This is a genomic window from Kitasatospora sp. NPDC057595 (assembly GCF_042800875.1).
Classification (GTDB): domain Bacteria; phylum Actinomycetota; class Actinomycetes; order Streptomycetales; family Streptomycetaceae; genus Kitasatospora.
In genome coordinates, this window is the sequence record NZ_JBHVGL010000015.1 from 81,546 (window position 1) to 104,617 (window position 23,072).

The following is a 23,072-nucleotide window of genomic DNA, read 5'->3' on the forward strand; positions in this document are numbered from 1 at the left end:
CTCTCCCCTCTCCCCGCCGGAGCCGCACGGCACCGGCGCTCCCGTGAACGGGCGCGACCGGCTGCGAGGATGGACGCATGAGAATCGCGGTCACAGGATCCACGGGACTGATCGGCTCGGCACTCGTCGACTCACTGCTGGCGGACGGGCACCAGGTGGTGCGGCTGGTCCGGCACCGCTCGAAGACCGGGCCCCGGCCGGACGGCACCACCGCCATCGGCTGGAACCCGCTGCTGGGCCAGGTCGACCGGGCCGGGCTGGCCGGGGTCGACGCGGTGGTGCACCTCGCGGGCGCCGGAGTCGGCGACCGTCGCTGGAGCGAGGGCTACAAGCGGGAGATCCGGGAGAGCCGGGTGCTCGGCACCGAGACGCTGGCCGCCGCGCTGGCCGGGCTGGACGAGCCGCCGAAGGTCCTCGTCAGCGCCTCGGCCGTCGGCTACTACGGCCAGACCGGGGACCGGGTGATCGACGAGTCCTCGCCCGCCGGGGACGACTTCCTGGCCGAGGTCTGCGTGGAGTGGGAGTCCGCCGCCGCACCGGCCGAGCGGGCCGGGATCCGGGTGGTCCACCCGCGCACCGGCCTGGTGCTCTCCGCGGCCGGCGGCGCGGGCGGCCGGCTCGTGCCGCTGTTCCGGCTGGGCCTCGGCGGGCGGCTCGGCGACGGCCGGCAGTACTGGAGCTTCATCTCGCTCGCCGACGAGGTCGCCGCGCTGCGCTTCCTGATCGACCGGGAGGACATCAGCGGTCCGGTCAACCTGACCGCCCCGGAGCCGGTGACCAACGCGGAGCTGACGGCGGCGCTCGGGCGGGCGCTGCGCCGGCCGACGCCCTTCCCGGTGCCGCGGGCCGTCCTGGAGGCGGTCCTCGGCGAGTTGGCGGTCGAGGTGGTCGGCAGCCACCGGGTGGTGCCGCGCCGGCTGCTGGACGCGGGCTTCCGGTTCGAGCACCCGGACGTCGACTCGGCGGCGCGGGCGGCGCTCTGAGGAAGGGGCGGGAGCCTTCGGGGGCCGGGCTCGTGGTCGCGCCCGGCCCCGGCGCGTAGGCGCCGCTACGACGTTCACCCTGGCCAGGGGCATATGCCGAACGGAGGCCGGGCGGTGGCGGGACGCCTGCCGGGCGCTTGCGAGGTGAATTCCCGGGAGGGGCTCCGGGAGGGGGCGCACGGGAGCACAGGGCGGGCGCGCTACGCGCCCCCGGTGACGGTGTGCGCCCGCCGGACGCCATCACGGCCGGATCGGCGCACAGTCCGTGACGGTGTCCCCACTGGATGCGATCACTCCTCTTCCCCGCCTCGGATCGGGCCCGATGCGCTTGTCTGACCGTCGCACTGACTGGGCATCACACCGGTCGGACCGTGTCCCAGCACCCCGCTGCCTGCGCCGGCCCGAAACATCCGGGACCAGGGAGGGAGCCACCCGTGCCCACGTACGACTTCACTCGCCGAACCCGCCGACAGTCCGATCCGGACGTCGTCGTGGTGGGAGCAGGCCTCGCGGGCCTCGCCGCCGCCCGCGTGCTCACCGGCCACGGCATCACCGTCCAGGTCCTGGAGGCCGCCGACCGGATCGGGGGCCGCGCGGCCTCCCACGAGCAGGACGGCTTCCGACTCGACCACGGCAGCCATCTGCTGAACACCGCCTTCCCCGAGCCGCGCCGCGTGCTCGACCTCGACCGCCTCGACCTGCGCCCGCTCGCCCCGGGCGTCCTGGTGCACAACGGCGGGCGCCGGTACCGGGTCGGGGACCCGCAGCTGACCACCGCCCGACAGGCCGCCGCCCGGGTACCGCTGGGCAGCCCGCTGGACAAGGCACGCCTCGGCAGCTGGCTCAACCGACTCGCCGCCACCCCGCCCGGCCGGCTGAAGGCCCGGCCGGAGACCACCGCCGCCCGGGCCCTCGGCGAACGCGGGCTCGCCCCGCGCACCGTCGACGGCCTGCTGCGCCCACTGCTCGGCGCCCTGCTCAGCGACCCCGCCCTCGGCACCAGCAGCCGGGTCGCCGACCTGGTGCTGCGCTGCTACGCGCGCGGCCGGCTCTGTCTGCCCGCCGGGGGGATCGCGGCCGTGCCGGCCCAGCTGGCCGCCGCACTGCCCCCCGGCACCGTCCGCACGGGAGTGCGGGTCACCGCGATCGCGGCCGACGGCGTGGAGACCGCCGAACACGGGCGGATCGGCGCACAGGCCGTGATCGTCGCGACCGACCCCCGCTCCGCCGCCGATCTGCTGCCCGGGCTGCGGCTGCCGGACTTCCACCCCGTCACGACCTTCCACCACGCGGCCGACCGGGCGCCGCTGGGCGAGGCCGCGCTGCTGCTGGACGGCGACCGTCCGGGTGGGCGGCCGTCGCTGGTCTCGCACTCGCTGGTGCTCAGCGCGCTGCACCCCTCGTACGCCCCACCCGGGCAGGCGCTGATCGCCACCACCGTGCTCGGCCGCCGCGCCTTCGACGCCGGCGGGCCGGCCGCGCTGGAGCCGGCCGTGCGCAAACGGCTGGCGGAGCTGTACGGCACGCCGACCGGCGGCTGGCAGTTCCTCGGCGTGCGGCACCTGCCGGACGCGGTGCCCGCCATGCCGCCGCCGCACAACACCCGGCGACCGGTGCGGCTGCTGGCCGGGCTGTACGTGTGCGGCGACCACCGGGACACCAGCAGCGTGCAGGGGGCGCTGGTCTCCGGACGGCGCGCGGCCGAGGCCGTGGCGCGCGACCTCGGGCTGCCGACCAGCACCCCGGAGGCCGCCGCGGCCTGACGGGCCCGGGGGCACGCGGTCCGTCGCCGGTCCGGGCTGTCGGACGGGTGACGGACCGCATGCCAGTATGCCGATATGACCGCTGATCGGATGATTCCCGTCACCCCACCGGCCATCCCACCGGCCACCCCACCGGCCGCCGCGTGAGCGCCGGACCCACCGTCCAGCCGCTCGCGCTGATCCTGGTCCCCGCCGCCGCGGTCGCCGCCCCGCTGCTGGCCGACCGGCTGCTGCGGTGGATCGCCGTGCCCACCGTGGTGTTCGAGATCCTGCTCGGCGTCCTGATCGGCCCCGACGCCCTGGGCTGGGTGCACGTCGACGTCCTGACCGACGCGCTCTCGCGGTTCGGGCTGGCCATGCTGATGTTCCTGGCCGGGTACGAGATCGACTTCGCCAGACTGCGCGGCGGCCCGCTGCGCCGGGCCACCGCCGCCTGGCTGGTCACCGTGCTGGCCGCGCTCGTCCTCGGCGCGCTGGTCGACCCGCACCCGCTGGACGGCGCCTTCGCCGGGCTGGCGCTCACCACCACCGCGCTCGGCACCATCCTGCCGGTGCTGCGCGACTCCGGGGAGCTGCCCACCCCGTTCGGCTCGCTGGTCATGGCCACCGGCGCGGTCGGCGAGTTCGGGCCGATCATCGCCGTCGCCGTGCTGCTCAGCGGCAACACCCCGGCCCGCACCGCCGTCGTCCTGGCCGCCTTCGCGGTGATCACCGCCGTCGCGGTCGGCGGCGCCCGGCGCCCGCGGCCGGCCTGGATGACCGGGCTGATCCGGCGCACCCTGCGCACCTCCGGTCAGTTCGCCGTGCGCACCGTGGTCCTGGTGCTCGCCACCATGGTGGCCGCCGCGCTCTGGCTGGAGCTGGACATGCTGCTCGGCGCGTTCACCGCCGGCATCGTCTCCCGGCTGCTGCTCCGCGACATGCCCCGGCACACCGAGGAGGTCATCGAGGCCAAGCTGGAGGGCATCGGCTTCGGCTTCCTCGTCCCGGTGTTCTTCGTCGTCAGCGGGATGGGCTTCGACCTGGACGCGCTGCTCGGCGACCCGGGCACGCTGCTGCTCGTACCGGTCTTCCTGCTCCTGCTGCTCGCCCTGCGCGGAGTGCCCGCCGCGCTGCTCGCGCCCGCCGGGCTGGGGCGGCGTGACCGGGCCGCGCTCGGCCTGTACGGCGCGACCGCGCTGCCGCTGGTCGTGGTGATCACCACGATCGAGGTGGACACCGGCCACCTGCCGTCCTCGACCGCGGCCGCCCTGGTCGGCGCGGGCATGCTCTCGGTGCTGCTGTTCCCGCTGACCGCGCAGCGGCTGCGCGGGGACGTCCGGCCGCCGGCCGCCGTCGGGGGCGGCCGGCCGCGGGTGAACGCCGAGAGCTGGTGACGCCTCGGACCGGTCGGGGCCGGTGCGTTCTCGGGCCGGTCAGATCACCCCCGCCTGACGGGCCGTTTCCTCGAACGCCCGCGCCACCGGGCTGCCCCGGTACGGGGTGAGCCGGCGGTGGAAGTCGCGCACGTACTCCAGCGACCGGGCCGACCGCATCTCCCCCGCCGCCCGCAGCGCGTCGGTCGCCATGCCGCAGGCCTCGTCGAGGTCCCCCATGCCGAGCCGGGCAGTGGCCAGCACCAGCCGGCAGAAGATCCGGCTGCGGGCGTACGCGGGCGAGCGCAGCCGCAGCGACTTCTCGGCGTGCTGGGCGGCCGTGCGCCACTGCTGGAGGTCCCGGTAGCAGTGCGCGAACTCGTCGGAGAGCTGCGCCTCGTCGAAGAACCGGGCCCAGGACGGCAGGTCGTCGCCGGTCCGGGCGGCCGCCAGCGCGCGCTCGGCCCGGACCAGCGCGGTGGTGCAGGAGCGGACGTCGCCGAGCAGGCCGTGCCCGCGCGCCTCGGCGGCGTGCAGCAGGGCCTGCACGGTCGGCGGCACCGCCGTGCCCACGCCCTGCTGGGCGACCCGGGCCAGCTGGACGGCCTCCCGGCCGTGGCCGAGGTGGACGGCCTGCTGGCTCATCGTCACCAGCACGTACCCGCCGAGCGCGCGGTCCCCGGCGGCCTGGGAGAGCCGCAGCGCCTGGACGAAGTAGCGCTGGGCCAGACCGTGCGCGGCGATGTCGAAGGACGTCCAGCCGGCCAGCCGGGTGAGGTCGGCGACGGCCCCGAACAGGGCACGGCCGATCTGCTCGCCGTAGCGGCCGCGCAGCATCGGCTCGGCCTCGCTCTCCAGGTAGCGGACCAGCGCCTGGCGGGCGTGGCCGCCGCCGTAGGCGTGGTCCAGCGCGCGGAACAGGTCGCCGACGGCGCGGATGGCGGCGATGTCGCCCCGGCCGACGCGCAGCGCCGGGCGCTGATCGCGGCCCGGGTCGTGGAAGGGCGGCTCGACGGCGATCGGGGGGCGCCGGCTCTGGGTGGGCACCCGGGCGCCGAGCGCGGCGGACCCGGCGGCGCCGGCCGGCGGGGCAGTACCGCCGCCGGCGGGGCCGGTCCGGGCGACCGGGGCCGGGCCGCGCGGCGCGGGGCCGACGGGGTGGCCGACGGCCGCGCCGGGCGGGCCGACGGGCGGCACCCCGGTTCCGGGATCGGGCCGGACCAGGGTGGAGCCGTCCCTGGCGACCCGCTCGTCGGTGCGGCCGATCAGCCAGTCGCGGCTGGGCACCACCAGGCCGGCCGGGGTGAAGGCGATCCGGCGCAGCTCGGACTGCGGCCCGATGTCCTTGCGCCACATGCTCGCCACGATGTCCACCGCCTCCTGCGGCGTCTCGGCGAACTCCAGGCCGGCGTAGACCGGGGCGCAGGCGTCCAGGCCGAGGTCCTGCGCGGTGAGGCGGCGGCCGAGCCGGCGGGTGAACACCTCGGCGATCAGCGCCGGGGTGGCGCCGCGGGGCTGCTGGCCGCGGAGCCAGCGGGTGACGGAGGTCTTGTCGTAGCGCAGGTCCAGGCCGTGCTCCAGGCCGAGCTGGTCGACCCGGCGGGCCAGGCCGGCGTGCGAGAAGCCGGCCTCCTCGATCAGCGCGGCGAGCTGGAGGTTCTGGGTGGTGCCGGCCGGCTGGTGCCGCTCCGGGGCGTGCGGCCGCTCGGGCGCGTGCGGCCGCTCCGGGGCGTGCCGGTCGGCGGCATGACGCTCTGCGGCGTGGTGCTCGGCGGCATGGAGCTCGGCACCGTGGTGCTCTGCGGCGTGCCGGTCGGCGGGTGTGGCCTGCTCGGGCAGCCGCAGGTCGTCGGCGGCGGTCGGGGCGTCGGGGGCGTCCGGAAGGGCCCGGCCGACCGGACCTCGGTGCTGGTCGAGCGGGTCGAGCGGTCCGTACGCCGGGCTGTCGGTTGCAGGCCTTTGGGGCATAGTCAGTCAACACCTCTCGGACGCCGCACCGGCTCCACCAGCGGTTCGGCTGCCTGTGGCGACGCCCCCTGTCGGGAATCGGCGTGAATGTAGCGAGCATTCGGGCGCTATGGGTGGTTCTGACCCAGCAATCCTCCGAACGGGTGAAGCATCCGCGCCCATTGTGGGGAAGACACCTCTGGATGGGTTTGGCTTGGAGGACGCTCTTCGGCCATCGGCCGCGCCGACGGCGTGATGGCGGGGAACACCACAGTTCAGCGGGGTGCTGTAGGGAGCCGCCACATGGGAGGCGGAGCCGGCCTGTGCCGATGTCGCGGTCGAAAACGCGCCCCCGCGGTCGAGCACCGGACCGCCGGCCGGACCGCCGCCCGGACCACCGACCGGGCCGCTCGACGGCTTCCGGACGCCCCGTCGAGGACGTGGGCCGCACACCTATGACGATCCGCCGGGATGTAGCGGCCGTCCACATAGTGTCGCTCCCCCGCGCTTCCTACCGTGGGCCGGCAGGGGCCTGACGGGGAGTCCGGAGCTCGGCGCGCACTACCGCATGCCGGCCGGCCCCCGACGACCGGCGGGGCCGAACAGCTACGATCTCGCTTCCCTCCTTGGGGCACGAAACACCCACTGTCGACGGGCGGCCGCACCTTGAACGACCTCCACACCAGCTCGGCACCCGCGCTCCGCCGTCTGCTGGACCTGCTCGTCTCCGGCGCCGCCACCGAGGACTTCGCCGACGTACTCGCCGACGCCCGCCGGCAGGGCGCCCCGGCGGCGGTGCTGAGCGAGATCGACGACGCCACCTGGCAGGCCCTGCGCGTCCACCGCACGATGCGCCAGCACCGGCGCCGCGAGACCGAACTGACGGCGCTCTTCGACACCGCCGGCGACCTCGCCGCCTCCCGCGACCTGGACACCGTGCTGCAGGCGATCGTCCGCCGGGCCCGGATGCTGCTGGGCACCGACACCGCCTATCTGACCCTCCCGGACGAGGCCGCCGGCGACACCTACATGCGGGTCACCGACGGCTCGGTCTCGGTGCTCTTCCAGACCCTGCGGCTCAGCCTCGGCGACGGCCTCGGCGGCCTGGTCGCACAGACCGCCCGCCCGTACGCCACCCCCGACTACCGCACCGACGGCCGCTTCCACCACACCGGCACCATCGACGCGGGCGTGCTCGACGAGGGCCTGGTGGCGATCATCGGCGTGCCGCTGCTGCTCGGCGGCCGGGTGATCGGCGTGCTCTTCGCCGCCGACCGCTCGCCGCGCGCCTTCTCCCCCGACGAGGTCGCGCTGCTCTGCACGCTGGCCGCGCACGCCGCCATCGCGCTGGACACCGCCAAGTCGCTGGCCGACACCCGGGCCGCGCTCACCGAGCTGAACAGCGCCAACGAGCTGATCCGCGCCCACTCCGCCGCCGTCCAGCGCGCCGCGCAGGGCCACGACCGGCTCACCGACCTGGTGCTGCGCGGGGCCGAGGTGCCGGACGTCGCCGCGGCGGTGGCCGCCCTGCTCGGCGGCGAGATAGCCGTTCTGGACGCCGAGGGCGAGCCCCTGGCCGGCCGGGCCGCCGCACCGGGCACCGGACAGGCCGAGGCGGCGGCCGCGTCCCGGGCCGAGGGGCGGTCGGTGCGGCACGGCGCGGCCTGGGTGTGCGCGGTGCTGGCCGGGCAGGAGCAGCTCGGCACCCTGGTGCTGCGCGGCCGTCCGGACCTCGACGACGCCGACCGCCGGCTGTTCGAACGGGCGGGCGTGGTGACCGCGCTGCTCCTGCTGCTGCGGCGCTCGGTCGCCGAGACCGAGAACCGGGTGCGCGGCGAGCTGCTGGCCGATCTGCTCACCGCTGCGGACCGGGACCCGGCCGGGCTGACCGCGCGCGGCCGGCGGCTGGGCGTGGACCTCGGCCGCCCGCACCTGGTGCTGGTCGCGGAACCGGGCGACCCGCGGGACGCCGCTGCCCGCTCCCGGCTGGCGGGCGCGGCCGGGCGGTACCTGTTCGGCTCGCGGGGCATCGGCGCGGAGCACGGCGAGGCGGTGGTGCTGCTGGTCCCGGCCGGCGAGGGCGGGGCCGCCGAAGGGGATGCCACGGGAGGCTCCGAGGCCGCCCGGCACGCCGCCGAGCGGCTCGCCCGGCTGGCCGGGTTCCCGGTCACGGTGGGCGCCGGCCCTCCCGCCGCCGGACCGGTCGCGCTGGCCGCCGCGTACGGGGAGGGGCTGCGCTGCGTCCGGGCGCTGCGGGTGCTCGGCCGGTCCGGCGAGGGCGCCTCGGCGCGGGCGCTCGGCTTCCTGGGCGTGCTGCTCGGCGACGGCCACGACGTGGCGGGCTTCGTGCGCGCGACGCTGGGCCCGCTGCTGGAGTACGACGCCCGGCGCGGCACCGAGCTGGTCCGCACCCTGCGCGCGTACTTCGACTGCGGCGGCAGCCTCACCCGGGCCAAGGACGAGCTGCACGTCCACGTGAACACGGTGGTGCAGCGGCTGGACCGGGTCGAGGTGCTGCTGGGCGGGGACTGGAACGGCCCGGAGCGCTCGCTGGAGCTCCAGCTGGCGCTGCGGTTGCAGCTGCTGTCCGGGCCGTGAGCGGCCCGCCGGGCGCCGTTCGGGCCGTGCTGTCCGGACAGGGGCCCGGCCGGTCCGCCGACGGGCGGGCGTACAGTGGGGAGGTTGGTCTCGAACGCCTGGCAAGGAGCAGTGGTGAGCGAGAACGTGCGGTTCATACGCATGGGCATCGGCGAGGGCGCCGTCCCCTACCAGGAGGCCTGGGAGGAGCAGCAGCGGCTGCACGCCCTGCGGGTCGCGGACGAGATCCCGGACACGGTGCTGCTGCTGGAGCACCAGCCCGTCTACACCATGGGCAAGCGCACCAACCCGGCCGATCTGCCGCTGGACGGCACCCCGGTGGTCGAGGTCAACCGGGGCGGCGAGATCACCTGGCACGGCCCCGGCCAGCTGGTCGGCTACCCGATCGTCAAGCTGCCGGACCCGATCGACGTGATCGCGTACGTGCGGCGGCTGGAGGAGGCCCTGATCCGCGGCTGCGGCGCGTTCGGCGTGGAGAGCACCCGGGTCGAGGGCCGCAGCGGCGTCTGGGTGCTGGGCGAGACCATCCCGGACGCGGTGGTGGACCCGGAGCAGGTCGTCGACATCGGCAAGCTCACCCTGCGGATGGGCCTGCCGCTGGGCATCGACCCGCGGCTGGCCGGCCCCGAGTACGCGCCGTCCAACGCCGGACAGCGCGGTGACGACCGCAAGCTGGCCGCGATCGGCGTCCGGGTCGCGCGCGGGGTCACCATGCACGGCTTCGCGCTGAACTGCGATCCGGACATGACCTGGTTCGACAAGATCGTGCCGTGCGGCATCCGGGACGCCGGGGTCGCCTCGCTGACCGGCGAGCTGGGCCGGGACCTCACCGTCTCCGAGGCGCTGCCGCTGGTCGAGAAGCACCTGGCCGAGGTGTTCGCCGAACTGCCCGAGCCGGCCCCCGGCCGCTGAGGCCCCCGCCCCGGCACCCGCTCGTCCCCAGAGCCGCTCGTCCCCCGTCAACACCCCCCGGGAATCTACCCACCGGTAGCCCTGTTGCCCTGCGACTGCGGGGCCGCTGCCCCGGCGAAGGCCGTACAAGCACAGGCGTACCCTGGGGGTACCCCGTCTAGTTCTAGGAGTCGCACGTGTCCGCTGTCGCACCCGACGGCAGGAAGCTGCTCCGCCTGGAGGTCCGCAACAGCGAGACCCCCATCGAGCGGAAGCCCGAGTGGATCAAGACCCGCGCGAAGATGGGCCCGGAGTACAACGCCCTCCAGTCGCTGGTGAAGAAGGAAGGGCTGCACACGGTCTGCCAGGAGGCCGGCTGCCCCAACATCTTCGAGTGCTGGGAGGACCGCGAGGCCACCTTCCTCATCGGCGGTGACCAGTGCACCCGCCGCTGCGACTTCTGCCAGATCGACACCGGCAAGCCCGCCGAGTTCGACCGGGACGAGCCGCGCCGCGTCGCCGAGTCCATCGTCACCATGGACCTCAACTACGCCACCATCACCGGTGTCGCCCGCGACGACCTGCCGGACGGCGGCGCCTGGCTGTACGCCGAGACGGTGCGCCAGGTGCACGCGATGACCGCCGGCCGCGAGGGCGGCCGCACCGGCGTCGAGCTGCTGATCCCGGACTTCAACGCGGTGCCGGAGCAGCTGGCCGAGGTCTTCTCGTCCCGTCCCGAGGTGCTGGCGCACAACGTCGAGACGGTGCCGCGGATCTTCAAGCGGATCCGGCCGGCCTTCCGCTACGAGCGCTCGCTGGACGTCATCACCCAGGCGCGCGCCGCCGGGCTGGTCACCAAGTCCAACCTGATCCTGGGCATGGGCGAGACCCGCGAGGAGGTCAGCCAGGCGCTGGCCGACCTGGTCGGGGCCGGCTGCGAGCTGATCACCATCACCCAGTACCTGCGCCCCTCGCTGCGCCACCACCCGGTGGAGCGGTGGGTCAAGCCGCAGGAGTTCGTCGAGCTGCAGGAGGAGGCCGAGGAGCTCGGCTTCGCCGGGGTCATGTCCGGTCCGCTGGTCCGCTCGTCGTACCGCGCCGGGCGGCTGTACCGGCAGGCACTGGAGCGCCGGGAGCAGGCCGCGGTCTGAGCCGACCGGCCGAGAGCCGAACCGGCCGGGCGTGCTCGCCGAGCGTGAGCGTGTTTGAGCCATTGGAAGGGCGGAGCCGAGGCTCCGCCCTTCCGCGTTCATCACGCTTTGACTGCCTGGTCACGGGCTGGTAACACGGGGTGGTGACGATGGACTCGTCGCGATTGTTCGATTCTTCTCAGCCACGGCCACGGCCGCGAGGGGAGCTGTTCGGCATGCAGATGCGGATCCGGTCGATGGGGGTTGCGCTGCGGTTCGCCGAGAGCGTCCTGCTGTCCGGCGGACAGCGGCAGGCCCGGCGCAACGCCTGGGCGGCGGTGTGCGAGAACCGCCGGTACGCGGCCGACCGGCGGCACGACGCACTGGTGTCGGGGGCTCCGGCGGGCCTCCCGTCCGGCCCCGCGGCCGGTTCCGCGGCCGGCCCCGTCGCAGGGTCGGCAACGGGCCGGGCGGCGCGCCGCCGACCGCTTCCGTAACGGCACCCGGGTCACGGTTCGGGGCGAACGGGCACCCGGGCTTGGATATCCCGTACCCACGCCACGTACCATGAGCCTTATGGCGAGGGAAACATCCGAGAACCCCGGGCGACTGAAGCAGATCCGCCTGGCGTACACCATGACCAAGAAGGTCGACACCAAGATCGGCCTGATCATCGCCGGCGTCGGCCTGCTGACCTTCGGCGTGTTCCTCGCCATCGGCTTCGCGATCGAGCACCCCGTCTACCTGGGCATCCTGGGCTTCATCGTGGCCGTCCTGGCCATGGCGATCGTCTTCGGGCGCCGGGCCGAGCGTGCCGCGTTCGGGCAGATGGAGGGCCAGCCGGGCGCCGTCGCGGCGGTGCTGAACAACATCCGGCGCGGCTGGAGCGCCAACACCACCCCGGTGGCCGTCACCCGCAGCCAGGACGCGGTCTACCGCGCCGTGGGCCGGGCCGGCATCGCGCTGATCGGTGAGGGCAACCCGAACCGGGTCCGCCAGCTCCTCGCGTCCGAGAAGAAGAAGATGGCCCGGGTCGTCGGCGACGTGCCGGTGCACGACATCGTGGTGGGCAACGGCGAGGGCGAGGTCCCGCTCAAGAAGCTGCAGATCCACCTGATGCGTCTGCCGCGCGCCATCACGCCCGCCCAGGTCACCGAGACCAACGACCGGCTGCGCGCGCTGGGCGACCTGCTCTCCAAGGCCCCCATCCCCAAGGGCCCGATGCCCAAGGGCGCCCGGATGCCCAAGGGCGGCCAGGTCCGCTGACCCCCTCCCCCGTCGACAGCACGAGAACGGCCCCGCCGCGGAAGCTCCGCGGCGGGGCCGTTCGTCGTTCTCGTGCGTTCCCGGTGCGCTCCCGGTGCGTTCCCCGAGGGGCCCGGGGTGCCCGGGTCCGGGCCTCGACGGCCGGACCGGGGTCCTCAGATCCGGACCTCGACGGTGCCGACCGCCTTGTCGTGCAGCCCGCGGGTGTCCCGGTCCCAGACCAGCGCCGGCACCAGCAGGCAGAGCAGCACGGTGCGCAGCAGCACCTGCGGAATGGTCGCCCGGCTGCCGTCCAGGCGGACGACCCGCAGCCCGAACAGCCGCTTGCCCACGGTCGTCCCGGTGGTGGCGAGCAGCAGCACGGTGACCGCGAAGAACAGCGGGGTGGTCCACATGTTCGCCGAGGACGCGGAGCCCTTGGCGATCAGCCCGTAGGAGACCAGGGCGACCAGCCAGCCGTCGACGAACAGCGCGCCCATCCGGCGGCCGGGTCCGGCGATCGAGCCGGGGCCCTCCTTGGGCAGTCCGAGGCGCTCACCGCGGTGGCCGAAGTCGGCGCCCATCTTCTCGGCGGCCGCCTTCGGGCCGTCGATCCACGATCCCAACGCTTCTCTGGTGTCCACGAATCCACACTAACCGGGCGAACGCCGGGGACGGCCACCGCCTCCCCCGCCGGACCCGCCACCGACGGGTGAATCGGCTGTCGCCGGCTTTCCACCACTCCCACCGAATGGTCCAGACCACTCTGGTGGCCCCACCTGGCAGGCCAAGGCGTTTTGTCCGGTCCCGTACGGCTTTGCCGCCCTCCGGACAGGTGTGGTTAACATTCAGGAAACGACTGGGTCACCGACCGGAAACGGCCCGTTCCTAGGGTGAGCCACATTCGCAACACCGAGGAGGATGGATGTTCAACAACGCCGCCGAAGTGAAGCAGTTCATCCAGGACAACGACGTGAAGTTCGTCGACGTCCGCTTCTGCGACCTGCCGGGCGTCTTGCAGCACTTCTCCGTACCCGCGGCGACGTTCGACCCGTCCGAGATCCTGATGTTCGACGGCTCGTCGATCCGCGGCTTCCAGGCCATCCACGAGTCCGACATGGCGCTGGTCCCCGACCTCGCCACGGCCCGGCTCGACCCGTTCCGCCAGGAGAAGCACCTCAACATCAACTTCTTCATCCAGGACCCGGTGACCGGCGAGGCCTACAGCCGCGACCCGCGCAACGTCGCCAAGAAGGCCGAGGCCTACCTCGCCTCCTCCGGCATCGCGGACACCGCGTTCTTCGGCCCCGAGGCGGAGTTCTACGTCTTCGACTCGGTCCGGTTCGACACCAGCGCCAACGCCTCGTACTACCACATCGACTCCGAGGCCGGCGCCTGGAACAGCGGCTCCACCGAGGGCGACGTCCGCGGCTACAAGGTCAAGTACAAGGGCGGCTACTTCCCCGTCCCGCCCGTCGACCACTTCGCCGACCTGCGCGCCGAGATGTCCCTGGAGCTGGCCAGGGCCGGCCTGGAGGTCGAGCGCCAGCACCACGAGGTCGGCACCGCCGGCCAGGCCGAGATCAACTACAGGTTCAACACCCTGCTGCACGCCGCCGACGACCTGATGCTGTTCAAGTACATCATCAAGAACGTCGCCTGGCGGAACGGCAAGACGGCCACCTTCATGCCGAAGCCGATCTTCGGCGACAACGGCTCGGGCATGCACGTCCACCAGTCGCTGTGGACCCAGGGCACGCCGCTCTTCTACGACGAGCAGGGCTACGCCGGGCTCTCCGACACCGCCCGCTACTACATCGGCGGCCTGCTCAAGCACGCCCCGTCGCTGCTCGCCTTCACCAACCCGTCGGTGAACTCCTACCACCGCCTGGTCCCCGGCTTCGAGGCCCCGGTCAACCTGGTCTACTCCCAGCGCAACCGCTCCGCCGCGATCCGCATCCCGATCACCGGCTCCAACGCCAAGGCCAAGCGCATCGAGTTCCGCGCCCCCGACCCCTCCTCCAACCCCTACCTGGCCTTCTCCGCCATGCTGATGGCCGGCCTGGACGGCATCAAGAACAAGATCGAACCCCTCGAGCCGGTCGACAAGGACCTCTACGAGCTGGCCCCCGAGGACCACGCCAACGTCCCCCAGGTCCCCTCCTCCCTCCCCGCCGTCCTGGAGGCCCTCGAAGCCGACCACGAGTACCTCCTCGCCGGCAACGTCTTCACCCCCGACCTCATCGAGACCTGGATCGACTTCAAGCGCACCCAGGAGATCGCCCCCATCGCCCTCCGCCCCCACCCCCACGAGTTCGAGCTCTACTACGACCTGTAGAGGTCCCTCCGACCTGCGGAAACGCAGTTCGACCGCTCATCGTTTCCGCAGGTCAGCACCTCGCTGACCTGCGGAAACGCTGGCCTGCCGACTCACGCCGAGTGCTCCTTCGAGCCGTTCCGCCCGGTCTTCGCCGAGCAGGAACGCGGCGCGTTCCTAGTCCGCGGCCAGCGCGGACAGGATGTCGAGGCGAACCGCCCGCGCAGCCGGGGTCAGCGCCGCGAGGACGCCGGCGATCACGGCAGCCGCCACCAGTTCCGCGAGGGTGATCCAGGGCACTGACAGGACGGTTTGACCCTCACCCGCCATGCGATGGAGGGCGATCCCCCAGGCGACGCCGAGCGACACCCCTGACACAGCCCCCAGAGCAGTGATCACGACCGACTCCAAGCGGACCATACGGCGGACTTCGCGGCGTGAGGCGCCGACCGCGCGCAGCATGCCGATCTCGCGCGTCCGTTCCCCGACCGACATGGCCATCGTGTTGGCCACGCCCAGCACCGCGATGACGACCGCGAGGGCCAGGAGCCCGTACGCCATCGAGAGCATCTGGTCGGCGCTGCTTCGGACGGATGCCTTGTAGGCCGCCCGGTCCTGCACGGCCAGCTGCGGATACCCGGCCAGCGCCGTGGTGAGCGCCTTCCCGACCGCTGTCGGGTCCGCGCCGCGGGCCGCGAAGGCGAACAGGGTGGTGTCGGAGGCGGTGGGAGCCAGGGCGGACAGGACGTCGAATCCGACGCTGGGCGCGAGTCGTACCCGGCCCATCGACATGCCGGGCGGTTCTTGGCGTTGAACGGCGCCGATCGTCAGGGTCACCGGGGGGCCGCCCGGTCCGGCGAGGGTGACCTGGTCGCCGATGCCGACGCCGAGCCGCTCGGCCATGGCGTCCACGAGGACGATCTGGCCGTGGGCGAGCGCGGCCCGCGGATCGCCCGCTGTGTAAGTCTCGTGCATCGCGGTGGGGAAACCGGGCTCGTCGCCGTAGACGGTGGTGGACAGCGTGGTCGCTCCCGCGGTGAGCGTGGCCCTGGTGATCCGTTCCCTGACGACCTCGGCGATTCCCGGTACGCGCCGCGCCGTCCCGGCGGCCTCGGGTCCGAACTGCGCCTGCGCGTGCTGTCCGCTGATGATGAAGTCCGCGCCGAGCATCCGGTCGGTGCGAGCCGCCATGGAGTCCGAGGCGGAGGCCGCCGAGACGGCCATCGCCGTCGCCACGCAGATACCGATCATCAGCGCGGCAGAGGTGGCCGCGGTGCGGCGCGGATTGCGCAGCGTGTTCCCGACGGCGATCGCGCCCATCGGCCCGAAGAGCCGCGGGAAGGCGGCCGTCAGGACCGGGACGACGCCGCGGACGAGAGCGGGCCCGAGCGGGAAGAAGGCGATCAGGGTCAGGACCATGCCCGGCGCCGCCGCGGCATGGCCCGCGATCAGCAGACCGGCCCCGGCCAGCAGCAGCACCGCGCCGGTCAGCGTTCGGCCCCGGCCGGGCCGGGTGCTCGGCGCGGCCGCCTCGCGAAGAGCGGCCATCGCCGGGATGCGTCCCGCACGCCGCGCCGGGATCACCCCGGCGGCCAGCGTGGCCACGGTGCCGACGGCGTAGCCGACGAGCACGGCGGCGGGCCCGACGACCAGCGGGGTCGAGCCCAGGTCGAGGCCGAAGGAGGCCATCGCCGCGTGCAGCCCGACGGCCAGCCCGATCCCGGCGCCGATGCCGAGGGTGGAGCCCAAGAGGCCGAGGACCAGGGCTTCGAGCAGGACGGACCGGTTCACCTGCCGGCGGCTCGCGCCGATCGCGCGCAGCAGGCCGAGCTCGCGGGTCCGGGCCCCGACCAGCATCGAAAACGTGTTGAAGATGAGGAGCACGCCGACCAGGACGGCCACCCCCGCGAAGCCCGTCATCACCATGCCGAGGAAGTCAGTGGTCTGACCTGCCCCGTTGTCCGGGCTCACGGCGGTCGGATCCTTGGCCTGGACCTGGACCGCGTCACCCAGGGCGGCAGCCAGGCTGCGACGGAGATCGGCGGGCGTCACACCGGCGGCGGCGTCCACCCCGATCGAGGTGGCCGCGCCGGGCCTGCCGAGCAGCCGCCGCTGGGCAGTGGCGGTGTCGACGTAGACGCGGGTGTTGCCCTGGCTGGCGGCCTTGAAGTCGGCGATGCCGGTGACCCTGGCCTCGAACGTGCCGGGGACGGCGACCACCCGGATCGTGTCCCCGATCCGCACGTGGGCGCGGTCGGCCGAGATGCGGTCGAGCATGGCCTCGTCAGGGCCCTGCGGGGCACGGCCGCCGGCGAGCCGCACCGGCGACCGGTCGGAGTCGAACCAGTTGCCCGCCAGTACGGGGATGCTGCTCTTGGCGCCGAAGCCGGACATCCCGCCGGCCGCGTCGATCGCCTTGCCCCGCGAGTCGGTCAGCGTCGCGGTGTCGACCGTGACGTCGAGGTACGCCGCCGCCACGCCCGGAACGGCGCGCACCTTCCCGACCAGGGTGTCGGCGTCCGACAGCGTGCCGCCCTCGCCGACCACGGCCCGCCGCACCGCGTCGCCGACCTCGGCCGACCCCGTGCCCGCCGGCAGCGGGGCGGTGACGGTGACGTCCGGGGCGCTCGCCGCCGCGGCGTCGTCCAGGGCCCGGTTGATCGTGCCGGTGAAGATCATCGTGCCGGTGACGAAGGCCACCGAGAGCACCACGGCAAGGCAGGACATCGCGAGTCGTCCCTTGTGCGCGAAGATGCCGCGCAGCGCCACCTTCAGCATCAGCGGTGCCCCCCGCCTTCGCGCATCCGCTGCAGGACGGCCTCAGCGGTCGGGGACCGCAGCTCGCCGGCCACCCGGCCGTCGGCGAGGAAGACCACGCGGTCGGCGAAGGACGCGGCGGTCGGGTCGTGGGTCACCATGACGACGGTCTGTTCGAGCTCGTCCACGCTCCGGCGCAGCAGCCGCAGCACCTCGGTCCCGGCCTGGGAGTCCAGGTTCCCCGTGGGCTCGTCGGCGAACACGATCTCCGGCCGGCCCGCGAGGGCGCGAGCACAGGCGACCCGCTGCTGCTGCCCGCCGGACAGTTCCGAGGGCCGGTGGCGCAGCCGGTCCGTCAGGCCGAAGGTCACCACGATCTCGTTGAGCCAGGCCCGGTCGGGCGTGCGGCCCGCGATCGCCATGGGCAGGGTGATGTTCTCCAGGGCGGACAGGGCCGGGATGAGGTTGAACGACTGGAAGATGAAGCCGATCCGGTCGCGGCGCAGCTCGGTGAGCTCGCGCTCGCGCAGCGCGGTGAGCTCGATGTCGTCGATCCAGATCCGGCCGCCGTCCACTGAGTCCAGGCCCGCCAGACAGTGCATCAGGGTCGACTTGCCCGAGCCGGACGGACCCATGATCGCGGTGAAGGCGCCGCCCTCGATCTCGACGTCGACGGCATCCAGCGCTGTGACCTTCGCGTCGCCCGTGCCGTGGATCTTGGTGATCTTCTCGCCGCGGGCGGCGGGCTCGGACACGGGAGCCGGTGTCCGGCCGGAACCCGGTGCTTGATCCGGAGCGGGTGCTCGGTCGAGAGTCATGCGGATGCTCCATCCTTCGAAGATCGTCAGGTACCGGATGGCTTTCCACGATGGCGGTCGCGGCCGGTCCGCCGGATCAGGCCGCGGCACGGAGTCGGTGTCCGGGCCCGGGGCCCGGACACCGTGTGCGCCCCTGGCCTGAGGTACAGGTCCGAAGATGCGACCGCGGACGGATGACCCGCCCACGCGACCGCGAATAGTGTCAGGGCGTGCACCTTCGGCCCCCGCTCACCAAACGGCTGACCCGCGTCCAACTCGTCGGGCTGGACGTCGCGGTCGGCATCGCGCTCCTGCTGTGGGGGCGTCCCACCGACGCCCAGCTCGCCACCGCCGGACTCTCGCTCCGGGGCTGGTACGCGCTGTTGACCTTGCTGGCCTGCGCGGTGGCGGCCAAACGGCTGTGGCCCCGGCCGGCCCTCGGGGTGTCGCTGGCGACGTACGCCACGATGGCGGCCTACGGGTTCGTCAAGTTCCCGTCGCTGGCGGTCGCGTTCTGCCTCTACCAGTTCGCGCTCTCGCAGCCACGGTGCCGGGCCTTGGTCGGCCTGGTGCTCGCCGAGGCCGTCGTCGGCGTCGGCATGGCGATGGGCAGCAGCTCGATGCTCTTCGACAACGTGTGGGCCGCGATGTGGTTGGGACAGAGCGCGCCGATCGTGGCCTTCTGGGCGGCCGGCATGATGATCAGGTCACAGCGCGCCCACGACGCCGGACTGCGGGCCCAGGCGGAACGCCAGGCGCAGGCCCGCATCGAGGAGGCGCAGCGGACGGTCATCGAGGAACGTCTGCGCATCGCCCGCGAGTTGCACGACGTGATGGCCCACAGCATGAGCGTGATAGCCGTGCAGGCCGGCGTCGGCCGCCACGTCATCACCGGACACCCCGACGAGGCCGCCAAGGCGCTGACCGCGATCGAGACGGTCAGCCGCACGGCTCTCCGCGAGATGCGGGCCCTGCTCGACGTGCTGCGGGAGGAGCCACCCGCCGCCGACGCGGCGGCCGCCTCGGACCTGGCGAGACCCGGCCTGAGCGACCTCCCCTCCCTGATCGAGCAGACCGGCCGCACCGGGCTCCAGGTCGAGCTGCGGATCAGAGGCGCCGCCCGGCAGCTCCCGCCGTCGATCGACCTGGCCGGCTACCGGATAGTCCAGGAGGCGCTGACCAACTCCGTCAAGCACTCAGCGACCGCCCGCGCCCGGGCCCAGGTCAGCTACCACCCGGACGGCATCGAGATCGAGGTGACCGACGAGGGCCGCGACTGCGCCGGTCTGCCCGGCCGCCCCGGGCCCGCCGTCGCGCCCGACAGCCCTGGCGGCCACGTCGGTCACGGCCTGATCGGCATGCGAGAACGGGTCGCGCTCTCCGGCGGCGACTTCGCCGCCGGCCACCTCCCGCTCGGCGGCTTCCGCGTCTGGGCCCGGTTCCCCACCGGGGAACCGGCGTGAGCGGGGACGTGCGGGTGGTGATCTGCGACGACCAGGCCCTCGTCCGCGCCGGCTTCCGCGTGCTCGTCGACACCACGCCGGGCCTCACGGTGGTCGGCGAGGCCGGCGACGGAGCCGAGGCGGTCGAGGTCATCCGACGGGAACGGCCGGACGTCGCCCTGATGGACATCCAGATGCCCGGGATGGACGGGATCGAGGCCACCCGGCGACTGCTCGGCGGCGAAGACCCACCACCGGTGCGGATACTGATCCTCACCACCTTCGACCTCGACCGTTATGTGTTCACCGCGCTCCACGCGGGCGCCAGCGGCTTCCTGCTGAAGGACACCCCACCGGAAGACCTCCTCGCGGCCATCGGCGTCATCGCGGACGGCGAGGCTCTGCTCTCCCCCCGCGTGACCCGGAAACTGGTGGCCGAGTTCACCAGGCGCCCCCAGGTGGCGGTCGGAGCGAACCGCCGCCTCGACGAGATCACCGACCGGGAGCGCGAGGTTCTCGTCCTGATCGCGAATGGCATGTCCAACACGGAGATCGCCGACGAACTGCACCTGTCGCACTCCACGGTCAAGTTCCACGTCAGCAGACTCCTCGCCAAGCTCGGTGCCCGGGACCGGGCCCAGCTCGTCATCGCCGCCTACGAGAGCGGCCTCATGAACCACCGGTGAATCGGCCCTCGTGCTTCCGCCGTGGTCCCTCGGGACTCGCCACCCGGTGGGGCGTACTTCCCAGCCGATCCCGCACTCGCGTTCCGGGGCCGGGTGGCGGTGGGTCGGAGGCTGGTGGATCTCGGTGGCCGTGGGTAGGGATGGGCGGGAGACTTGGGACATGGGAACGAGGGGTGGGTCGGCGGGCAAGGTCACGCCGACGGTGTACGTGTCGGTGGACGTCGAGGCGGACGGGCCGATTCCCGGACCGTACTCGATGGTCAGCTTCGGTGCGGTGGTGGCCGGTTGGCACGACGGGGAGGGCTTCCGGCGGGCTCCGGGTGCGGCGGCGGCGTTCTACCGGGAACTGCGGCCGGTCTCCGACGAGTGGGTGCCCGAGGCGCTGGCCGTCTCCGGGCTGGACCGGGCGGCGCTGATCGCGGGCGGCACCGATCCGGGCGTCGGCATGCGCGAGTTCACCCGCTGGCTGGAGCGGCTGCGCACCGGTCCGGACGGGCGGCGGTACCGGCCGGTGATGGTGGGCTATCCCGCCGTCTACGACTGGCAGTTCCTCTACTGGTACCTGGTGCGGTTCACGGGTTCCAGCCCGTTCGGCCACTCGGGCTGCCTGGACGTCAAGACGCTGTACGCGGCGCGGGCGGGCGTGCCGTTCGCCGGGATCGGCAAGCGCTCGATGCCCGAGGAACTGCTGCCCGACCTGCCGCACACCCACAACGCCCTGGACGACGCCCGGGAGCAGGCCGCGCTGTTCGCCAACCTGATGGAGTGGGACGGGCCGGACGGGCCGCCCCGGCAGCGGGTCAGCGGACCGTGATCGGGAGGGTCTCGTAGCCGCGCAGGACGAGGCGGTCGCGGCGGGTGGGGACGCCGGCGGGGGCGAGGCGGGGAAAGCGGTCGAGCAGGGCGGGTACCGCGATCTCGCCCTCCAGGCGGGCGAGTTGGCTGCCGAGGCAGAAGTGCGGGCCGCCGCCGAAGCTGAGCGGCTGGCTGTCGGTGCGGGTGGGGTCGAAGCGGTCCGGGTGGGGGTAGCGGGCCGGGTCGTGGTTGGCGGCGCCCAGCAGGGTGATGACCACGGTGCCGGTCGGGGCGGGCACGCCGGCCACCGTGAGATCGGGCCCGGTGGAGATCCGGGAGGTCAGCTGGACCGGGGAGTCGTAGCGCAGCACCTCGTCGATGAAGAGCTGGGGGTCGAACGCGCCGGTGCGCAGGCCCTCGGCGGCCGCCGGGTGGCGGAAGAGCAGGGCGAGGCCGTTGCCGAGGAGGTTGGTGGTGGTCTCGAAGCCCGCCACCAGGAGGAGGGCGAGGTTGCTCAGCAGTTCCTCGCCGGAGATCCGGTCCGGGGAGTCGGCGGCGATCCGGGCCAGGTCGCTGACCAGGTCGCCGGTCGGGCGGGCCAGCCGCTCGGCGGTCAACTCCTCGAAGTAGGCCGACAGTTCAACGGCCGCGACATCGGCGGCGGCCAGTTCGCCGAGGTCCTGGATGAGTTCCAGGGCGATGGTGAGGTCCGAGGCGAGGCCGCGGAAGCGGTGGCGGTCGGCGGCGGGGATGCCGAGCAGTTCGCAGATCACCTCGACCGGGAGCCGGAAGGCGAAGGCGTCCATGAAGTCGACGGGCGAGCCGTCGGCGCCCCGGTCGGCCAGTTCGTCGAGCAGCCGCTCCACGGTGGCCTCGATCGCCGGCCGCAGCGCGGCCACCCGGCGGGCGTTGAAGGCCGAGGCGATGAGCGAGCGGACCCGGCCGTGGTCGGGGGCGTCGCGTTCGAGGATCGAGCGGCCGAAGAGCGCGACGGAGGGATGGGCGAACAGGTCCGCGCGGTCGTCGGAGGGGGTGCCGGTCTCCTCCCGGGCGAAGGCGGGGTTGCGCAGCACCTGGTTGGCGGCGGTGTGCCCGACCACCAGCACCGCCCCGGGGCCGGCCGGGGCGGCCGCGCCGAGTTCGTGCGCCCGCGCGTAGAGCGGGTAGGGGTCGAGGCGCCCCTCGGTGGTCATGAGCTGCTCGATGATCGACGCGCCGTCCATCCGGTCTTCCCCTCCGTGGATCCAACTCCCGGACGGACAACTGTTGGTGGGCGGAGGGGAGTTCCCGGGGGGTCCGAAGGCGGTCCCGGGCAGGGCCGGGCCTGCGACGCGGGAGGGGCCTCGGGACGGGGACGGTCGGTAGGCTGGCGGGATGGAGATCTGGATCAACCCCCGCTGCGGGAAGTGCCGCACCGCGCTGAACGAGCTGAACGGCGCCGGCGTCACGTTCACCGTGCGGCGCTACCTGGAGGACCCGCCGAGCGTCGCCGAACTGGAGCAGGTGCTGGAGCGGCTGGGCCTGGAGCCGTGGGACATCACCCGGGCCGACGAGCAGGTGGCCAAGGACCTCGGCATGAAGCAGTGGGGCCGGGAGGCCGGTGACCGGGCGCGCTGGCTCGCGGCGATGGCCGAGCACCCGATCCTGATCCAGCGCCCGATCATCACCGCCGACGACGGGCACGCCGTGGTCGCCCGCACCCCCGAGGCCCTCAAGTCCGTCATGCCCTGAGGCGTGGAACGGGCGACCGGGCGGGGCGGCCGGAGAGCGCGGCCGGGCGGCGGGACGGCCGTCAGCGGCGTTCGAACCGCCGCACCGGCTCGCCCGGGCGCCAGGAGCTGATCCGCACCGCATCACCCTCGACGGTGGTGTGCACGACCTGCTCCAGCTCCAGCCGGAAGGCGTGGTACGGGCCGGGCGGCGGCTCGGGCAGCTCGGCCTCGTAGGCGGCGATGTCCGTCGCGTCGGTGAGTTCGACGGCCCGGCCGGACAGCTTGGAATCGCCCTCGGCCAGCGTCGGGTCGCTCGGGTTGCTGTGCAGCGCGAAGCGGGCGTCGCGGCGCAGGTCCAGCGCCTTGACCGCGCCGTGCATCGACCCGAGCATGACGTCGGCCCCGATGAAGTCCACCTCGGTGCCGCTCACCCGGGGCGAGCCGTCCTCACGGAGCGTCGCCAGGACGTGGTGCTTGTTGGCCTCGAAGCGGGCCCGTACGACGGGGGCCAGGTCCGGTGCCTCGTGCTCGAAATCCTGCCAGGTAGCCATGGCGCCAGTGTGGCACCGGGGCCCCACAACCCCCCGCCGGGGGGGGGTGCCCGTGACACACACGCCCGGTGACCCCAACCACCACCGAAAAACCCAACCGGGG

Annotated in this window: 18 protein-coding genes and 1 pseudogene; 13 read left to right on the plus strand and 6 right to left on the minus strand. The window is 73.7% G+C overall.

Annotation, left to right across the window (positions count from 1 at the left end; translation table 11 throughout):
- Positions 1-77 precede the first annotated feature (77 nt).
- The 3 genes from ACFU9E_RS22685 (at position 78) to ACFU9E_RS22695 (ending at position 4,122) form a co-directional block, all read left to right on the plus strand.
- Positions 78-983, plus strand: a complete 906-nt coding sequence (locus ACFU9E_RS22685; RefSeq protein WP_380686970.1) for a TIGR01777 family oxidoreductase — start codon at positions 78-80, stop codon at positions 981-983.
- Between the two features lie 434 nt (positions 984-1,417).
- Entirely contained in the window at positions 1,418-2,746 is a 1,329-nt protein-coding gene (locus ACFU9E_RS22690; protein ID WP_380686975.1) for an NAD(P)/FAD-dependent oxidoreductase, read from the plus strand.
- 143 nt (positions 2,747-2,889) lie between these two features.
- Positions 2,890-4,122 (plus strand): cation:proton antiporter, encoded by a 1,233-nt coding sequence (locus ACFU9E_RS22695; protein ID WP_380686978.1) that lies wholly within the window; start codon positions 2,890-2,892, stop codon positions 4,120-4,122.
- 39 nt (positions 4,123-4,161) lie between these two features.
- Here ACFU9E_RS22695 and ACFU9E_RS22700 read toward each other — a convergent pair whose 3' ends face one another.
- Positions 4,162-6,069, minus strand: a complete 1,908-nt coding sequence (locus ACFU9E_RS22700; protein ID WP_380715274.1) for a regulator — start codon at positions 6,067-6,069, stop codon at positions 4,162-4,164.
- 645 nt (positions 6,070-6,714) lie between these two features.
- Between ACFU9E_RS22700 and ACFU9E_RS22705 the strand changes: the two genes are divergently transcribed.
- From ACFU9E_RS22705 to ACFU9E_RS22725, 5 genes and pseudogenes are all read left to right on the plus strand, one after another.
- On the plus strand, positions 6,715-8,646 hold the full coding sequence (locus ACFU9E_RS22705; RefSeq protein WP_380687513.1) for a helix-turn-helix domain-containing protein: 1,932 nt from the start codon (positions 6,715-6,717) through the stop codon (positions 8,644-8,646).
- 141 nt (positions 8,647-8,787) lie between these two features.
- Positions 8,788-9,558 (plus strand): lipoyl(octanoyl) transferase LipB, encoded by a 771-nt coding sequence (gene lipB, locus ACFU9E_RS22710; RefSeq protein WP_380687517.1) that lies wholly within the window; start codon positions 8,788-8,790, stop codon positions 9,556-9,558.
- A gap of 176 nt (positions 9,559-9,734) precedes the next feature.
- A complete protein-coding gene (lipA, locus tag ACFU9E_RS22715; protein WP_380687515.1) occupies positions 9,735-10,688 on the plus strand; it encodes a lipoyl synthase in 954 nt (317 codons plus the stop codon).
- A 215-nt stretch (positions 10,689-10,903) separates the two neighbouring features.
- Positions 10,904-11,083: pseudogene (locus ACFU9E_RS22720) on the plus strand (hypothetical protein); the annotation flags it as partial.
- Between the two features lie 160 nt (positions 11,084-11,243).
- Positions 11,244-11,933 carry a DUF4191 domain-containing protein gene (locus ACFU9E_RS22725; protein ID WP_355361867.1) on the plus strand — a complete coding sequence of 230 codons (690 nt, stop codon included), beginning with the start codon at positions 11,244-11,246 and terminating at the stop codon, positions 11,931-11,933.
- Between the two features lie 155 nt (positions 11,934-12,088).
- Here ACFU9E_RS22725 and ACFU9E_RS22730 read toward each other — a convergent pair whose 3' ends face one another.
- Positions 12,089-12,556 (minus strand): RDD family protein, encoded by a 468-nt coding sequence (locus ACFU9E_RS22730; RefSeq protein WP_380685059.1) that lies wholly within the window; start codon positions 12,554-12,556, stop codon positions 12,089-12,091.
- Positions 12,557-12,837: 281 nt separating this feature from the next.
- Here ACFU9E_RS22730 and glnA point away from each other — a divergent pair, with 281 nt between their 5' ends.
- A complete protein-coding gene (gene glnA, locus ACFU9E_RS22735) occupies positions 12,838-14,250 on the plus strand; it encodes a type I glutamate--ammonia ligase (protein WP_380685060.1) in 1,413 nt (470 codons plus the stop codon).
- A 156-nt stretch (positions 14,251-14,406) separates the two neighbouring features.
- Here the strand turns inward: glnA and ACFU9E_RS22740 are convergent, their stop codons facing one another.
- Together ACFU9E_RS22740 and ACFU9E_RS22745 are read right to left on the minus strand one after the other, a co-directional pair.
- On the minus strand, positions 14,407-17,007 hold the full coding sequence (locus tag ACFU9E_RS22740; RefSeq protein ID WP_380685061.1) for an ABC transporter permease: 2,601 nt from the start codon (positions 17,005-17,007) through the stop codon (positions 14,407-14,409).
- The gene (locus ACFU9E_RS22745; protein ID WP_380685062.1) at positions 17,007-17,804 is read right to left on the minus strand and encodes an ABC transporter ATP-binding protein; all 798 of its coding nucleotides are present in this window, start codon (positions 17,802-17,804) and stop codon (positions 17,007-17,009) included. The genes ACFU9E_RS22740 and ACFU9E_RS22745 overlap by 1 nt, the downstream gene beginning before the upstream one ends.
- A 209-nt stretch (positions 17,805-18,013) precedes the next feature.
- Here ACFU9E_RS22745 and ACFU9E_RS22750 point away from each other — a divergent pair, with 209 nt between their 5' ends.
- From ACFU9E_RS22750 to ACFU9E_RS22760, 3 genes are all read left to right on the plus strand, one after another.
- Positions 18,014-19,246, plus strand: coding sequence for a sensor histidine kinase (locus tag ACFU9E_RS22750; protein ID WP_380685063.1), 1,233 nt, complete (start codon positions 18,014-18,016; stop codon positions 19,244-19,246).
- Positions 19,243-19,911, plus strand: coding sequence for a response regulator (locus ACFU9E_RS22755; RefSeq protein WP_380685064.1), 669 nt, complete (start codon positions 19,243-19,245; stop codon positions 19,909-19,911). The genes ACFU9E_RS22750 and ACFU9E_RS22755 overlap by 4 nt, the downstream gene beginning before the upstream one ends.
- A 160-nt stretch (positions 19,912-20,071) precedes the next feature.
- Positions 20,072-20,725: an exonuclease gene (locus ACFU9E_RS22760; RefSeq protein ID WP_380685065.1), complete on the plus strand. Its 654-nt coding sequence runs from the start codon at positions 20,072-20,074 to the stop codon at positions 20,723-20,725.
- On the opposite strand, the gene ACFU9E_RS22765 is transcribed toward ACFU9E_RS22760, so the two are convergent.
- Positions 20,712-21,929, minus strand: a complete 1,218-nt coding sequence (locus ACFU9E_RS22765; protein ID WP_380685066.1) for a cytochrome P450 — start codon at positions 21,927-21,929, stop codon at positions 20,712-20,714. The genes ACFU9E_RS22760 and ACFU9E_RS22765 overlap by 14 nt on opposite strands.
- 151 nt (positions 21,930-22,080) lie before the next feature.
- Between ACFU9E_RS22765 and ACFU9E_RS22770 the strand changes: the two genes are divergently transcribed.
- The gene (locus tag ACFU9E_RS22770; RefSeq protein WP_355361899.1) at positions 22,081-22,437 is read left to right on the plus strand and encodes an arsenate reductase family protein; all 357 of its coding nucleotides are present in this window, start codon (positions 22,081-22,083) and stop codon (positions 22,435-22,437) included.
- Positions 22,438-22,498: 61 nt separating this feature from the next.
- Here the strand turns inward: ACFU9E_RS22770 and ACFU9E_RS22775 are convergent, their stop codons facing one another.
- The gene (locus ACFU9E_RS22775; protein WP_380685067.1) at positions 22,499-22,969 is read right to left on the minus strand and encodes a pyridoxamine 5'-phosphate oxidase family protein; all 471 of its coding nucleotides are present in this window, start codon (positions 22,967-22,969) and stop codon (positions 22,499-22,501) included.
- Positions 22,970-23,072 lie beyond the last annotated feature (103 nt).

Coding starts and splice junctions, on each gene's coding strand:
- ACFU9E_RS22765 (WP_380685066.1), bottom strand. CDS start 21,929: ATGGACGGCGCGTCGATCATCGAGCAGCTCATGACCACCGAGGGGCGC.
- lipB (WP_380687517.1), top strand. CDS start 8,788: ATGGGCATCGGCGAGGGCGCCGTCCCCTACCAGGAGGCCTGGGAGGAG.
- glnA (WP_380685060.1), top strand. CDS start 12,838: ATGTTCAACAACGCCGCCGAAGTGAAGCAGTTCATCCAGGACAACGAC.
- ACFU9E_RS22760 (WP_380685065.1), top strand. CDS start 20,072: ATGGGAACGAGGGGTGGGTCGGCGGGCAAGGTCACGCCGACGGTGTAC.
- ACFU9E_RS22740 (WP_380685061.1), bottom strand. CDS start 17,007: ATGCTGAAGGTGGCGCTGCGCGGCATCTTCGCGCACAAGGGACGACTC.
- ACFU9E_RS22685 (WP_380686970.1), top strand. CDS start 78: ATGAGAATCGCGGTCACAGGATCCACGGGACTGATCGGCTCGGCACTC.
- ACFU9E_RS22770 (WP_355361899.1), top strand. CDS start 22,081: ATGGAGATCTGGATCAACCCCCGCTGCGGGAAGTGCCGCACCGCGCTG.
- ACFU9E_RS22775 (WP_380685067.1), bottom strand. CDS start 22,969: ATGGCTACCTGGCAGGATTTCGAGCACGAGGCACCGGACCTGGCCCCC.
- ACFU9E_RS22725 (WP_355361867.1), top strand. CDS start 11,244: ATGGCGAGGGAAACATCCGAGAACCCCGGGCGACTGAAGCAGATCCGC.
- ACFU9E_RS22700 (WP_380715274.1), bottom strand. CDS start 6,069: ATGCCCCAAAGGCCTGCAACCGACAGCCCGGCGTACGGACCGCTCGAC.
- ACFU9E_RS22745 (WP_380685062.1), bottom strand. CDS start 17,804: ATGACTCTCGACCGAGCACCCGCTCCGGATCAAGCACCGGGTTCCGGC.